General features: G+C 48.8%; 1 tRNA gene. It reads left to right on the plus strand.

The window, feature by feature from the left end:
• Positions 1-91 precede the first annotated feature (91 nt).
• Positions 92-165, plus strand: a tRNA-Pro gene (locus HMPREF2642_RS05055).
• Positions 166-213: the final 48 nt, after the last annotated feature.

Consider the following 213-nt stretch of genomic DNA (forward strand, 5'->3'; position numbering starts at 1 on the left):
TCAACTGGATAGAGCGTTTGACTACGGATCAAGAGGTTATGGGTTCGACTCCTATCGGGCGCGCCATTTTATTATGATTATTAACTACATACGGGAAGTAGCTCAGCTTGGTAGAGCACTTGGTTTGGGACCAAGGGGTCGCAGGTTCGAATCCTGTCTTCCCGACTTCTTTTTAAATTTATGGGGGCTTAGCTCAGCTGGGAGAGCGCCTGC

Origin of the sequence: Staphylococcus sp. HMSC055A09, from assembly GCF_001809655.1 — a bacterium.
Taxonomy (GTDB): Bacteria; Bacillota; Bacilli; order Staphylococcales; family Staphylococcaceae; genus Staphylococcus; species Staphylococcus capitis.